General features: G+C 68.4%; 11 protein-coding genes. 4 read left to right on the top strand and 7 right to left on the bottom strand.

From position 1 onward, the window contains the following. Positions 1-6 precede the first annotated feature (6 nt). A complete protein-coding gene (locus KY496_RS13940; protein WP_174348341.1) occupies positions 7-642 on the top strand; it encodes a hypothetical protein in 636 nt (211 codons plus the stop codon). Positions 643-715: 73 nt separating this feature from the next. Beyond that, a complete protein-coding gene (locus KY496_RS13935) occupies positions 716-1,039 on the top strand; it encodes a hypothetical protein (RefSeq protein ID WP_005665604.1) in 324 nt (107 codons plus the stop codon). On the opposite strand, the gene KY496_RS13930 is transcribed toward KY496_RS13935, so the two are convergent. From KY496_RS13930 to KY496_RS13915, 4 genes are all read right to left on the bottom strand, one after another. Beyond that, on the bottom strand, positions 1,036-2,328 hold the full coding sequence (locus KY496_RS13930) for a HAMP domain-containing sensor histidine kinase (protein WP_005665605.1): 1,293 nt from the start codon (positions 2,326-2,328) through the stop codon (positions 1,036-1,038). The genes KY496_RS13935 and KY496_RS13930 overlap by 4 nt on opposite strands. Then, positions 2,321-3,019, bottom strand: coding sequence for a response regulator transcription factor (locus tag KY496_RS13925; RefSeq protein WP_005665606.1), 699 nt, complete (start codon positions 3,017-3,019; stop codon positions 2,321-2,323). The genes KY496_RS13930 and KY496_RS13925 overlap by 8 nt, the downstream gene beginning before the upstream one ends. Before the next feature lie 50 nt (positions 3,020-3,069). Continuing rightward, positions 3,070-3,837 (bottom strand): MipA/OmpV family protein, encoded by a 768-nt coding sequence (locus KY496_RS13920; RefSeq protein WP_005665607.1) that lies wholly within the window; start codon positions 3,835-3,837, stop codon positions 3,070-3,072. Between the two features lie 80 nt (positions 3,838-3,917). Next, positions 3,918-4,898: a fumarylacetoacetate hydrolase family protein gene (locus tag KY496_RS13915; RefSeq protein WP_005665608.1), complete on the bottom strand. Its 981-nt coding sequence runs from the start codon at positions 4,896-4,898 to the stop codon at positions 3,918-3,920. Between the two features lie 512 nt (positions 4,899-5,410). On the opposite strand from KY496_RS13915, the gene KY496_RS13910 reads away from it, so the two are divergent. Then, positions 5,411-5,965 (top strand): porin family protein, encoded by a 555-nt coding sequence (locus KY496_RS13910; RefSeq protein WP_005665609.1) that lies wholly within the window; start codon positions 5,411-5,413, stop codon positions 5,963-5,965. Positions 5,966-6,001: 36 nt separating this feature from the next. On the opposite strand, the gene KY496_RS13905 is transcribed toward KY496_RS13910, so the two are convergent. Next, on the bottom strand, positions 6,002-8,077 hold the full coding sequence (locus tag KY496_RS13905; RefSeq protein ID WP_219861132.1) for a diguanylate cyclase: 2,076 nt from the start codon (positions 8,075-8,077) through the stop codon (positions 6,002-6,004). Between the two features lie 326 nt (positions 8,078-8,403). Here KY496_RS13905 and KY496_RS13900 point away from each other — a divergent pair, with 326 nt between their 5' ends. Then, positions 8,404-9,171, top strand: a complete 768-nt coding sequence (locus tag KY496_RS13900; protein ID WP_071361531.1) for a DUF2243 domain-containing protein — start codon at positions 8,404-8,406, stop codon at positions 9,169-9,171. Here KY496_RS13900 and KY496_RS13895 read toward each other — a convergent pair. Continuing rightward, the gene (locus tag KY496_RS13895; protein ID WP_071361532.1) at positions 9,168-10,961 is read right to left on the bottom strand and encodes an ABC transporter ATP-binding protein; all 1,794 of its coding nucleotides are present in this window, start codon (positions 10,959-10,961) and stop codon (positions 9,168-9,170) included. The genes KY496_RS13900 and KY496_RS13895 overlap by 4 nt on opposite strands. Then, positions 10,951-12,714 (bottom strand): ABC transporter ATP-binding protein, encoded by a 1,764-nt coding sequence (locus KY496_RS13890; protein WP_005665617.1) that lies wholly within the window; start codon positions 12,712-12,714, stop codon positions 10,951-10,953. The genes KY496_RS13895 and KY496_RS13890 overlap by 11 nt, the downstream gene beginning before the upstream one ends. Positions 12,715-12,792: the final 78 nt, after the last annotated feature.

Here is a 12,792-nt window from a genome sequence, read left to right as displayed (position 1 = left end):
ACAGGCATGGAGCAAGCACTGTCCACCTTTCGCTGCGTGAACGTCGGCTGCGGACGCGCCTTTCCGCGCCGGGTCGCATTCTGTCCCTGGTGCGGCACGGCGCAGCAGGCGGCCGCCGCGCCGATCGCGCCGCCGGCGCCCAGCCTGGCGAAACGGCCGGAGCCGGCCGCCGCTCCCCCGCCAGCCCCGGTTGCGGCGGCTCCGCGACCAGCGCCGCCAGCGCCGCCAGCACCGCCAGCACCGCCAGCACCGCCAGTGCCGCCGGCACCGCCCAGATCGCCCCCACCACCGGCAGCGCCGCCCATCCGCCCGAGTGCGGCGCCCCGTCCGGCCGCTCCAGCGCGCAAGCCGATCCGCCTGCGCTGGTGGCTGATCGCGCTCGGCCTGCTATGGCTGGCCTGGATGCTGACCAAGCCGACGGCGGCGCGCATCGAGCGCCGCATGACATCGGCGATCGCATTGGCGAAGGAATGCAAGCCGAAGGAGGCGCAGGACGAACTGATCGCGCTGCGCAAGACGCGCGCGAGCCAAGCGCAGCTGCGCAAGGTGCAGGATGCGCTCAATGCCGCAGCCGCCGCCTGCACGCGCGAAGAGCGGCGCCGGCGCAGCCATCCGCTGGCCGATCCGAAGCGCGGCGGATGAAGCTGTAAGCACATCCACGCCGGATGGCCCGGTGTATCATGCAAGGCGTCGAGAAAACCGCAAGGAGCAGGGAATGAAGGCAAGCATGACAAGGGCGCTGCTGGTGCCGGTGATGCTCATGGCGCTGGCCGGCTGCAGCCGCGACGAGGACGGCGCCGGGCCGGCGGAACGCATCGGCAAGGCGCTGGACGATGCCAGCGCCAAGGTCACCGATTCGGTGCAGGACGAATTGGCCAGGGTCGACGACGCGGTCGACGAGGCGCGCGACAAGGTCAGGGACGCGACCGAGGAAGCCAGCCGCGGCTTGGACCGCGCGACCGAGGAAGTCGGCAAGTCGGTGGAACGCGCCGGCGAGAAGATCCAGGAACAGGCGGACGAGATCAGGGAAGACGATTAAATAAACGTCATCTCCGCCAGCGTGCCGTGCGCGGGGTCGGACGAGATCGCCAAGGTCCAGCCGAAGCGCTCGCACACCCGGCGCGTCAGGAACAGCCCCAGGCCCTGGCCGCCACCCTGCTTGGCCGAGGTGCGCAGCGCTTGCGTGTAGCGCCGCGCGGCGGCCACCGTGTCGAAACCTGCGCCGCTGTCCTGGATACTCAGGCGCCCCTCGACCAGGTTGATGCGGATGGCGCCCTGGTAGCTGTTCTCGGCCGCGTTGCGCAGCAGGTTGCCCACCACGATGCGCGCGATCGCTTCCGGGCTGTTCACCGTCAGGGGTTCCAGGGCTTCGACGACGAAGTGCGCGTCCTTGCCGTCCAGTAGATGCCGGTGGTCGTCGATCAGCGCCAGCAGCAGCGCATCGAGCCGCGTGGTCTCCAGCGGCGCCTTGCCGTCCTCGCGCGACAGGAACAGCAGCGCCGCCATGATCTCGGTGAGGTTCTCGGCGGTCGATTCGATGCGCGCCAGCGGGGCGCCGGCGGCCGGCGGCAGGTCATGCAGCTTGAGCACGTCCACGGCGCCGGCGATGACGGCGATCGGCGTGCGGAATTCGTGGCTGGCCTGGTCGAGCAGGCTGCGTTCGCGCTCGATGAAGCGCTCGACCCGTTCCAGGTGGCCGTTCACGATGACGGCGATGTCGTGCAGTTCGCTCAGGGCGAAGTCGGTCGCCAGGCGCTGCGACGGCTGCTCGGGATCGAGTTCTTCCATCCGCTGGGCCAGCACGCCGATCGGCCGCCGCAGGCTGCGGTAGACCCAGGCGATCGAACCGGCGATCATCGCGGCGCTCAGCACCGCGATCAGCACGCTGACCAGGGCCATATTGTTCTGGTAGTTTTCCAGGTCGGTGATGTCGACCGCCATCACGATGCGTTCGCCGTCGCCGACCGGCGTCACCAGCACCGCATGGCTGAGATCCGACTCGTAGCTGTCCATCCGCTCTTCGTCGTAGTAGCCGGGCCGCAGCGCGGCGAAATAGGGCGGCATGTCGGCCGGAATCGGCCCGGCGCCCAGGCGCCAGCCGCGGACCAGGCCCGTCGGCGGCTGTTCCTCGCCGGGCGCCGGCTTGCCGCCCGCGCGCATCCGGGCGGTGCTCGATTCCAGCAGTTCCTCCCACAAGGGATGCACGATCAGGTGCTGGCTCAGGTTGCCCTGGACGGTCAGGCCCAGGGCCATGGTCAGGAAGAACAGGACGAAGATGGCGCTGATCTTGCGCTGCAGGCTCGACATGCCGCGGATGCGCCTATTCATCCGATAGCCCCAGCCGGTAGCCGCTGCCCGCGATCGTCTTGAGCAGCTTGCGCGGAGATTCGCCGTCGACCGCCTTGCGCAGCATGTGCATGTGCGAGCGCAGGACGTCGGTGTCGGGCACGTCGTCCTTCCAGATCAGGGTTTCGAGTTCCTCGCGCCGCACCAGCGCGGGCGAGCGGCGCATCAGCAGTTCGAGCAGCTGGCGCCGCACCGGCGTCATCGCCACCACCTTGCCTGCGCGGCTCACCTCGAGCGTGCCGAGATCGAAGCGCAGGTCGGCCACTTCGAGCACCTGCGATTCGGCCACGGCGCCGCGCGTGCGCTGCACCAGCACGCGCAGGCGGATTTCCAGCTCGGCCAGCGCCACCGGCTTGACCACGTAGTCGTCGGCCCCGGTCAGGAAGCCGTGCAGCTTGTGCTCGAGCTGGTCCTTCGCGGTGAGGACGATCACCGGTATCCGCGACTTCATTTCCTGGCGCAGCCGCCCCAGCATGGTCATGCCGTCCATGCGCGGCATCATCCAGTCGAGGACGATGGCGTCGTAGCGGTTGATGGCCAGCAGCCCCAGGCCCGATTCGCCGTCCGGCGCGGCGTCGGAATGGTGTCCGCAGGCTTCCAGGTAGTCGTAGATGTTCGCCGCCAGGCCGGCGTTGTCTTCGATGATGAGTATGCTCAGGGGCTGCTTGATCATGGGGCGCAACGAGGTCGGTTGAAATGGCCGGAGCAGTATCGCACCAAACCTTAGAAGCCGCGGCTGAAGCCGATGAAGGCCGACACCGAGCCGTCCTTGTCCTTCTCCACCAGCGGGCTGTCCGACAGCTTCGTCGGCAGCTTGCGGTAGCCGACATTGCCGATGAAGACCCAGTTGCCGGCGAACGGGCGCACCACGTCGACGCCGATGCGGGCCACCGCCGCGCTGCCCGGCTGGTAGCTGGCCACGCCGCGCGCGACTTCCCCGGGCAGCGTGCCGTAGTAGTAATTGGCCAGCTTCTTCGACAGGTGCGACACGCCGACGTTCGGCGTGATCCGCATGGCGCCCCACTGGAACGGATAGCCATAGCTCAGGTTGACTTCAATCCCCTTGCTGGCGCTGGTGACATCGCCCTTGACGCCCAGGTCGAGCTGGCCCAGCGCGCCGCGCCAGCTGGCGGCCAGGCCCAGGTCGAAGGCGTCGTCGCGGTCTTCCAGCAAGGCGCGGTCGATGCCGCGCTCGGCCAGCTCGAGCACGCCGAAATCGTCCCTGTCGATGCCGTCGAAGCGGGCCGACAAGGTCGCGTCGAGGGCGAAGCCGCCGCGCTTGACGAGGTGGGCGCCTCCTTGAATGCCGCGCCAGTAGAAGCGCTCGCCCTCGTAGGACACGAGCGGGAAAGGCGTGACGCGCGTGCCTTCGCCGGCATACACCGAGTCCGAGACGGCGGCGCCGACGCCCAGGCCCCAGCGCGACGGTTGCTGCGCGCTGGCGAGGCTGGAAATGGCAAGAAGGGTGGCGAAGAGGAAAAGAGGCTTCATGGATAGTCCTGTCGATGGTCGTGAATGCGTGCCTGCACTATGCGGCAGGCGTGTCGATGAAATGTCGTTGGCGCGGCGGCTTATTTTGAAGGCGCGCCGGCCGCGACGACGGCGGCGTCGATCCAGCCGAGGTAGTTGCTCGAATGGCGCACCCGGTTGCCGGGTTGCAGATAGATGCGTTTGGCGGCCTCGCTGGCCAGGTAGCGCTCGATCTGCGCCAGTTGCGCTGCGCGGTCCTTTGCGCCCATCACCGCCTTGATCACGTCCGGCGCGGGCTCCTGGAACACCACGCCATCGCCGGTGCCGGTCAGCACCGCGCTCTCGGTGCCGATCGCCTTTCGTGCGACCATCGGGATGCGGCCGCCCGCATACGACCAGGTGCGGCTTGTCGCCTCGCCTAGCGTCTCGGTCACGATCGCGCGCAGGTCCTTGATCATGTCGCCGGCCCGGGCGTGCTGGCGCTGGCGGCCGTCGACGTGGGTCGCGATGGTGACGCCCTGCAGAAAGGCCTTCCAGTCGCGCGGCACCACCAGCAGGGCGCCGGCCGGGAAGCGGTCAGGCCCGCTCTTGGCGTCGGCGAAGCCGTCGCCGGAGGCGGGATTGGCCAGGTTGATGTTGCGCACCAGCGTGGCGCGGTCCGAGAAGTCGCCGCACAGGAAGAAGCCCTTGCGGGCGGCGTCGAAATCGGCGCCCGAGCGCAGTTCGCGGTCGAAGCGCGCGCACACTTCCACCTCGTAGTCCAGCAGGGCGCCGGGGACGGCGGCGACGCTCGCGCGGGGAGCGCCGGCCGCGGACAGCTTGGGAAACAGGAAGGCTTCGTGCATGCCGACCTCTTTGCCGTGCGCCGGGTAATTGGTGCCGGCGGCGATGTGGGCCAGGCCGCGCGGCCCCACGCCGAGCAGGCGCTCGAGCGGATGGCTGACGGGGCCCTGTGCCTGCCGCGCCAGGCCGTCGAGGGCGGCGGCATCGAAGCGGTTGATGACGTCGAAGGCGTCGGGGCTGTACGAGCCGCTGACCGCGCTCAGGTCGATGGCGGTGAGCTTGCCGGCGCCGAGCTTCAATGCCAGCAGGGTGTGGACCCGCCCCCCCCTGGCGCACCTGGGCGAAGGTATGGGCCTGCGCGAGGGGCGCCAGCGTCGGGGCGGCGGCGTCCGGCGGCGCCGCCGGCGTAGTAGCAGCGGCGAGCGCCAGGCTGGCGCTGGAAAGGACGGTACGAAGGCGGAACATGGTGGACTCCAGGTGATGAACGAGCCGGCATCGTAGCGAGGCGATGTCGCGACGTTGTCGTGCATATCCGATCTTCGCCGGGCGCTCTGGCGCCGCTCAGGCAAGGGATCATCGCCAAGTTGTATCCAGAGGTAACGCAATGCATATGCCCGATCGGCACGGAACGTGCGGCGAACGGCGCGCAATGTCGCGACAAGTCGCGGCACCTGTCCGGTCGACGAATGTTCGAGCCGGTATTCGTTACAACCGCTTACGCATCAACGGTTCAACTCGGCTTGCCATTGGTGCTACCTTTCTAATACGCAATTCAATGAGGAATTGCGAACCAGACCAGACAGAGGACATCATGAAAAAAATCCTGATCACGCTCGCAGCCACCGTCGCTGCCATCGGTTCCGCACAAGCCCAGACCGTCGTCGCCGACGGCGGCGCGTCGCGCCCTTATATCGGCGCCGCCGTTTCCGGCGCCAAGAACCAGACCACGGATGACTGGCAAGCCGGCGGCAAGATCTTCGGCGGATATAACATCGACCAGAACTGGGCGGTGGAAGTCGGCCACTCGCGCTTCGGCAACGAGGACTTCAACGTCGCGTGGGCGCCGGGATTCGCGGACGCCCGGGTGAAGAGTTCGCGCACCTATGCCGCGGCGAAGTACACGATGCCGGTGAACGCCGAACTCTCGGCCTACGGCAAGCTGGGCGCATCGTATAACGAGACCAAGACCTCGTTCATGGGTGACAGCTATACCGATCGCGACACCGGCGCCTATGCCGCGCTGGGCGTGCAGTACGCGCTGGCGCCGAACGTGGCGCTGTTCGGCGAATACGAACGCTACGGCAAGAAGAAGGAAATGGGCGCCAAGGCCGACGTCGTGTCGGTGGGCCTGCAGTACGGCTTCTGATGCATTAGACCTGCGCCAGCCCTGCGCCGCGGACGTTCAGCCGTTCGCGGCGCGCGGCAGCTCGCGCTCTCCCATCACGACCGACAGGTCGACCTGGCCGGCGCGCCAGGCATGCTCCAGGTTCTGTTCGATCGCATCGATGCTGGCCAGCCTGTCGTCGGCGAAGCCGCGTACGCCATAGGCCCGGTTGCGCCCGTGCGACTTGGCCAGGTACAGCGCCATGTCCACCAGGTTCACCACCCGTTCCCATGCCAGGCTCTGCTTGCCCACCGACAGCGGGAAGGGCGCATAGCCGATCGAGACGTTCACGCTCAGGGCCGTGCCGCCATGGTCGACGACGGTCGCGCCGATGCCGCCCAGGATACGCTCGGCCACCTCGTCCAAGCCGGCCTTGCCGGCCGGCGCCGTCGGCAAATAGGCCAGGAATTCCTCGCCGCCCCAGCGCACGATCATGTCGGTCTCGCGCAGGATTTCGCACAGGCGCGCCGCGATCGTGGTCAGCACCGCGTCGCCGGCCGCGTGGCCATAGGTGTCGTTGATGTTCTTGAAGTGGTCGACGTCGAGCAGGAATAAGGCTCCACCCGGGGCTCCACCCGGCGCACCGCCCGATGCCTGGGCCTCCGGCGGCATGCGCATGTACTCGAGGAAGTGACGGCGGTTGTACAGCCCCGTCAGCGGATCGCGCACGCTCTGCTGCTTGAGTTCGCGGTTCTTTTCGTGCAGCTGGGCGTTGGCGTGGCGCACCTTGCGGTACAGCAGGCCCACCACGGTCGCCGCCAGCGCGAACACCGCCACCAGCAGCCACCACACGCGCTGTTGCAGGCGGCGGTTGTCGATCTCGGTCGACTTGATCAGGTTCTCGCTGCGCAGCAGCTCGATCTGGCGCTGCTTCTTGTCGCCCTCGTACTTTTCCTGCAGGTCGAGCATGGCCTGCTGGCGGCGCCGTTCGAACAGCTCGTTGGAGATCTTGCGTTCGCGGTGGTAGGCCTGCAGCGCGCCGGCCAGGTCGCCGGCGCGTTCCAGCGCGAGGCCGTATTCGACCAGCGCGGTCTGCAGTTCCGGCTTGTCGCCGATTTCCTCGTAGCCGGCCATGCCCATCTCGATCTGGCGCTTGCCTTCGGCCAGGCGGCCGGTGCCGAGATAGGCCTGGCCCAGGTTCAGGTGTGCGGTGGCGTCCAGCGCGCGGTCGTTCAGCGGACCCACCGCCGCCAACGCCTGTTCGGCGTAGCTTGCCGCGTGCTTGAAGTCCCCGGTCTTGAGATAGAAATCCGACAGGTTGATCAGCGACACCACGACCCGCTTGTTGGCGCCGATCGAGCGTTCCAGCGCCAGTCCTTCCTGCAGCGCGCGCAGCGCGCGTTCGCGCTGGCCGGTGTCGATCGCCAGCCCGTACTCGGCGTTCCGGATGGTGGCCATGCGGCCGGGCGACCGGGCTTTTTCGGCGGCGGCAAGCGCCTCGTCGAGCAGGACGAAGCCTTTCTCGGGTTCGCGCATCTGGGCATACAGGCGCACCAGCGAGTTGAGCGCCATGACCACGTGCACCGGCTCGCCCTGCGCGCGCGCCAGCGCGGCGGCGCCCTGCAGCCGTTCGAGGGCGCGCGGCAGATTGCCTTCCTCGGCATGCGATTCGCCCGACGAGATGGCCGCGCGCACGCGCAGGTCGATGTCGTCGGTGGTGTTGGCCAGTTTTTCCGCTTCCCAGACCAGGCGGTGCGCCTCGCCCGGGCGATGCTGGGCGAAGGCGGAATACCCTTGCATCAGGAGGCCCTTGGCCAGCGCGCCGGCATGATCGTATTCACGGCCCAGCGCAATCAGCTCGTTGGCCAGCGCGAAGGACTGTCCATGGTGGCCGAGGCCGTGGCGCGCCATGGCGAGCTGGTTCAGAAACTCGATGCGCTGCGTCAGCGGCGCCTTGCGGGCTTGCGCCTCGAGCGCTTCCAGCTTCGGCAGGGCGCGCTCGGGCACGAAGCGGTTGAGTTCGCGGATTTCGGCAATGCGCTGGTCCAGCGACAGGGCGTCATCGGCGAACGCCAACGCCGATGCCGCGCACAAGGCCAGCGCCAGTGCGTGGGAGCGGGAGCGCGCGAATGCGCGGTGCAGGACAGCCAACATGCCGGTTCTCGTCGGGCCGGTCGTTCCGGCGGAAATTGTTTGGTCCATTATATGGCTGTTGCAAAGTAGAAATTTCACTTTCTCTTTAAATGTCACAAAAATGACACAGGCTCGCGCAGCAATGGCCGAGCCCCTGCCAGTTGTCCAGAAAGCCCGCCAATCCAGGCCAAACCGTCCGCCGCCCACGCTTGCGACATGGAACGAAGTGTTGTATTTCGACATATACCGTCGATCAGTAAATCACACATTATTTGTTGAGGGAATGGTGCGATGCCGTTCCGCTTCACCTCCTATACTGGCTGCGGGACAGCGTTGAGGAGATGGATATGTTGAGATCGCCATGGGCCAGGTGGGGCGCGACGCTGGGCTTTGCGCTCGGCGGCTTTTTCGACGGCATCCTGCTGCACCAGATCCTGCAGTGGCACCATCTGCTCAGCCTGGTTCCCGGCATCGACGACCTGCGCCTGCAGGTGTTGTGGGACGGCTACTTCCACCTGCTGATGTACGTCGTCGCGCTGGCCGGCCTGGTCGGTCTGTGGCGCGCGCAGCGGCGTGGTGGCGTGGACTGGGGCCGGCCGCTGGCGGGTGCGCTGCTGGTGGGCTTCGGTGTCTGGCACACGGTCGACGCGCTGCTGTCGCACTGGCTGCTCGGTATCCACCGCATCCGCATCGACAGCCCGAATCCGCTGTTGTGGGATCTGCTCTGGCTGGCCGTGTTCGGCATCGTGCCCTTGGTGCTGGGCTGGCGCTGGCTGCGCCGCCAGGGAGGGGGCGGTAGCGGCAAAGGGATGCGCAACGCCACCGCGGCGATGGCCCTGCTGGCCGCCGGCACGGTCGGCGCCGGCGCCTGGGCGCTGATGCCGCCGCCGGGGCAAGACCTGACCACCGTCGTGTTCCACCCCGGCGCCGGCCCGCGCGGGGTGTTCGCGGCGCTCGACGCGGTCGACGGCCGGCTGGTGTGGAGCGACCGCGCCATGGGCGTGGTGGTGGTGGCGGTGCCGCAAGCGCGCCGCTGGGATCTGTACCGGCACGGCGCGCTGCTGGTGAGCGGCAGCGGCGCGCCGGCCGGTTGTTTCAACTGGAGTCGAATCTAGACGGCGATCTGCTGCAACAAATACAGCCGCTGATACAAGCCGCCCTCGATCCGCATCAGTTCCTCGTGCGGTCCGGCCTCGGTAATCTTGCCGTGATTGAGCACGATGATGCGGTCGGCTTCGCGGATGGTCGACAGGCGGTGCGCGATGGCGATGATGGTCACCTTGCCGCGCAATTCTTCCAGGGCTTCCTGCACGATCTGCTCGGTGGCGCTGTCGATGCGCGAGGTCGCCTCGTCGAGCAGCAGGATGCGCGGCTCGCCCGCCAGCGCGCGCGCGATCGCGATCAGCTGCTTCTGGCCGGACGACAAACGCGAGCCACCTTCGCCCAGCTGGGTCTCGTAGCCGTCTTCCAGCGCGGCGATGAAGTCGTGGGCGTGGGCCGCGCGCGCCGCCGCCTGCAGGCGCTCGAGGGGCAGGCCGCGGCCCATGTCGATGTTCTCGCGCGCCGTGGCGGCCAGGATGAACGGGTCTTGCGGCACCAGGCCGACCTCGTTGCGGAAACGCTCGTTGCCGATGCCGGCCAGCGGCAGGCCGCCGATCTCGATGCTTCCCTTGTCGGCCACGTAGTAGCGCAGCAGCAGCGACAGCAGGGTCGACTTGCCGCTGCCGGTGTGGCCGACGATGCCGAAGAAGGCGCCCTGCGGCACGTCGAGCGACAGGTCGTGCAGCACCGGCTGGCCCGCCACGTAGGCGAATTCCACGTTGCGCACCCGCACCGCCGGCGCGCCGGCGACGAACGCCGCCTCGTCCTGCGCGCGCGCCGGATCGTGTTCCGGCGCGCCCGCTTCATCGAGCAGCGTGTTCACGCGCGCCGCCGCCACCACCGCCTGTTGCAGGCCGCTGAACTGCATCGTGATCTGGATGAGGGGCTCCACCACGCGCGCGATATAGCTGACGAAGGCGTACAGCACGCCCACCTCGACCGCGCCGATCTCGCGCTGGCCGAAGGCGAAGATCACCAGCGCCAGCAGGGCGACGTTGAGCAGGTCGAGCGCGGGCCGCAGCAGGAAGGCGTTGGCGCGCAGCTCGGCCACGCGCGCCGTGTAGTGGCTGCGGTTGGTGCCCAGGAAGCGCTCGCCGAAACGCACTTCGGCATTGCTGGCCTGCAGCACGCTCATGCCGCCGATCGACTCGGCCATCTGGGCATTGATGTCGCTGCGCAGGGCGCGCGCGCGGGTGACCGCCGGCGCCGACAGGCGCTGGTAGAGCCAGACGATGCCCACCACCGCCGGCACCAGGGTCAGCACGATCAGCATCAGGCGCCAGTCGAGCCAGGCCATCGCGATCATGGTGCCGACCAGGACGATCGAGTTGTCGAGCATGACGTACAGGACCTGGATGTACAGGGTCTTGACCGCCTCGGTGTCGTTGGTCACGCGGCTGACCAGCTGGCCGGTGATGGCGCGATCGAAGAAGGCCATCGGCAGGCGCAGCACGTGGCCATAGACCCATTCGCGCAGGCGCTGCACCGAGCGCATCGCCAGGCCCGACAGGCGGATCAGCTGCAGGTAGCGCACCCAGCTCGAGATCCAGCCGGTGACCACCAGGCCGCCCAGCAGCAGGGTCATCTGCGTCCAGTCGAGGTGGCGCGGCAGCAGGTGGTCGTCGATCAGGGCCTTGCCCAGCAGTGGCCCCAGGACTTCGAAGGCCGCGGCCAGGATCAGCCACAGCGTGGCGACGACCAGGTGGCGTTTTTCGGGGGCGGCGGCGCGGCGCAGCAGGCGCGTGGCCAGCTTCGCCTGGTTGCGCAATTCGCCGCGCTCCACGGACGTTGCGTCAGATTGCATCGAGGCTGGCCTCCAGTTGTTGGTAGCGCCACTGGCTGGCATACCAGCCATCCAGCGCGAGCAGTTGATCGTGGGTGCCGGCTTCGACGACGCGGCCGGCCTTGAGCACGACGATGTGGTCGGCCGCGACCACCGCCGACAGACGGTGGCTGGCGATGATGGCGGCGCGCCCCGGCTGCGCCTGGCGCAGCTCGGCCAGGTGCTCGAGGATGCGGGTCTCGGTGCCGGTGTCGACCGCCGACAGGGCGTCGTCCAGCAGCAGCAGGGAACTGGCGGCCAGCAGCGAGCGCGCGATCGCGACCCGCTGGCGCTGGCCGCCCGACAGGGTGATGCCTTTTTCGCCGACCGGGGTGTCGTAGCCGTGCGGGAAGCGCAGGATGTCGTCGTGGATGTCGGCCATCTGCGCCGCCGCGATCACCTCGGCGCGCGAGGCGCCGGGACGGGCCAGCGCGATGTTCTCGGCGATCGAGGCCGAGAACAAAAAGGACTCTTGCGGCACCCAGCTGGTCGCGCTGCGCAAGGCCGACAGGCGATAGGCCTCGAGCGGCTGGCCGGCCCATTCGGCGCGGCCGGCCTGCGGCGTGGCCTGGCGCAGCAGCACCCGCAGCAGGGTCGACTTGCCGGAACCGGTCGGGCCGACCAGGCCCAGGGTCTGGCCCGGTTCGAGGCGCAGCGACACCGCGTCGAGCGCCGGCTGGCGCAGATCCGCTTGCGCGCCGCCATAGGCGAAGGTGACCTTGTCCAGCACCAGCGCGCCCTGGCCGACCTGCTCGACCGTGCCGGTGTCTTCGACCGAGAGCGGGGCGTCGAGCAGCGGTTGCAGGCGCGCCAGGCCGGCGCGGCCGCGTTCGATCAGGGTCAGCACCCAGCCGGCCGCGAACATCGGCCAGATCAGCTGGCCCAGGTACATCGTGAAGCTGGTCAGGGCGCCCACCGTGAGTTCGTTCTGCCACACCAGGTAGCCGCCCAGGCCGAGCGTGAGGCCGGTGGCGGCGGTGAGCGTGAGGCCGACCGCCGGCTCGTAGGCGGCTTCCCATTTCTGCGCCGTCAGGCTGGCTTGCGCGGCGTTGCCGGCAAGTTCGCCGAACTGGCTGGCGCTGCGCCCTTCGAGGCCCAGGGCGCGCAGGGTGCGCACGCCGGACAGCGATTCCTGGACGTGATCGTTGAGGGCCGAGAAGCGCTTGAGCGCATCGCCTTCGGCCGTGTGGATATGGGTCGAGATATACCAGAACGCGAGGCCCATCAGCGGGAACGGCAGCAGCGCGACCAGGGCCAGGCGCCAGTCGACGCCCAGCATCATGATCCCCAGCACCATCACCAGGGTCAGCGTGCCGTCGAAGGCGGCCAGCAAGGCTTCGCCGGCCGCCATCTCGATGGCGTCGATGTCGTTGGTGGCCAGCGCCATCAGGTCGCCGGTGCGCTGGCGCTGGTAGAAGGCCGGGCCCTGCGCCGCCAGGCGCGCGTACAGGCGGGTGCGCAGCTCGACGCCCAGGTTGTAGGCGGCCGAGTACAGCCGGATGCGCCAGCAGACGCGCAGCACGTAGATCGCCACGCCCAGCGCGACCAGTTCGGCAATCCCGAGCAGCAGGTCGTGCTGGCCGAGGCGGTTGGCGGCGAGGGCATCGACCATGGCGCCGACCTTGCGCGGGATGAGGACGGTGCAGATCGCGACGCCGACCAGCATGACGGCCGACGAGGCATAGGATTGCCAATGCCGGCGTACGAAGCCGCCGATCAGCCTGGACAAACTCATTCGAAATCCTTGGAAATGCGCCCGAAAAAAAAGCGGGCCAGAGCCCGCTAGTGTAGTCGTTTTGCCTATCCGGCGCAT

The organism is Massilia sp. NP310, assembly GCF_019443485.1.
Taxonomy (GTDB): Bacteria; Pseudomonadota; Gammaproteobacteria; order Burkholderiales; family Burkholderiaceae_D; genus Telluria; species Telluria timonae.
The sequence above is the reverse complement of the archived record's forward strand: the minus strand, read 5'-3'. Positions and strand labels throughout refer to the sequence as shown.

Bases quoted from the DNA above. Each gene is read 5' to 3' on its own strand.
- KY496_RS13910 (WP_005665609.1), top strand. From the start codon at position 5,411: ATGAAAAAAATCCTGATCACGCTCGCAGCCACCGTCGCTGCCATCGGT.
- KY496_RS13905 (WP_219861132.1), bottom strand. From the start codon at position 8,077: ATGTTGGCTGTCCTGCACCGCGCATTCGCGCGCTCCCGCTCCCACGCA.
- KY496_RS13925 (WP_005665606.1), bottom strand. From the start codon at position 3,019: ATGATCAAGCAGCCCCTGAGCATACTCATCATCGAAGACAACGCCGGC.
- KY496_RS13920 (WP_005665607.1), bottom strand. From the start codon at position 3,837: ATGAAGCCTCTTTTCCTCTTCGCCACCCTTCTTGCCATTTCCAGCCTC.
- KY496_RS13900 (WP_071361531.1), top strand. From the start codon at position 8,404: ATGTTGAGATCGCCATGGGCCAGGTGGGGCGCGACGCTGGGCTTTGCG.
- KY496_RS13935 (WP_005665604.1), top strand. From the start codon at position 716: ATGAAGGCAAGCATGACAAGGGCGCTGCTGGTGCCGGTGATGCTCATG.
- KY496_RS13940 (WP_174348341.1), top strand. From the start codon at position 7: ATGGAGCAAGCACTGTCCACCTTTCGCTGCGTGAACGTCGGCTGCGGA.
- KY496_RS13890 (WP_005665617.1), bottom strand. From the start codon at position 12,714: ATGAGTTTGTCCAGGCTGATCGGCGGCTTCGTACGCCGGCATTGGCAA.
- KY496_RS13930 (WP_005665605.1), bottom strand. From the start codon at position 2,328: ATGAATAGGCGCATCCGCGGCATGTCGAGCCTGCAGCGCAAGATCAGC.
- KY496_RS13895 (WP_071361532.1), bottom strand. From the start codon at position 10,961: ATGCAATCTGACGCAACGTCCGTGGAGCGCGGCGAATTGCGCAACCAG.